This is a genomic window from Desemzia sp. FAM 23988 (genome assembly GCF_045528365.1).
Taxonomy (GTDB): domain Bacteria; phylum Bacillota; class Bacilli; order Lactobacillales; family Carnobacteriaceae; genus Desemzia.
In genome coordinates, this window is sequence record NZ_JBGQQS010000103.1 from 1 (window position 1) to 253 (window position 253).

Consider the following 253-nt stretch of genomic DNA (forward strand, 5'->3'; position numbering starts at 1 on the left):
GATGGACACACCGCTGGTGTACCAGTTGTTCTGCCAAGAGCATCGCTGGGTAGCTATGTGTGGAAGGGATAAACGCTGAAAGCATCTAAGCGTGAAGCCCCCCTCAAGATGAGATTTCCCATCACGTTAGTGAGTAAGACCCCTGAAAGATGATCAGGTAGATAGGTTGGAAGTGGAAGTCTAGTGATAGATGGAGCGGACCAATACTAATCGGTCGAGGACTTAACCAAAGTTTTTAGGTGGATTCGAAGAA

1 rRNA gene is annotated in these 253 nt (G+C 47.4%); it reads left to right on the top strand.

The features are described 5' to 3' along the window. Positions 1 to 230: ribosomal RNA gene (locus ACEN4L_RS13630) — 23S ribosomal RNA — on the top strand; the annotation flags it as partial. Positions 231 to 253 lie beyond the last annotated feature (23 nt).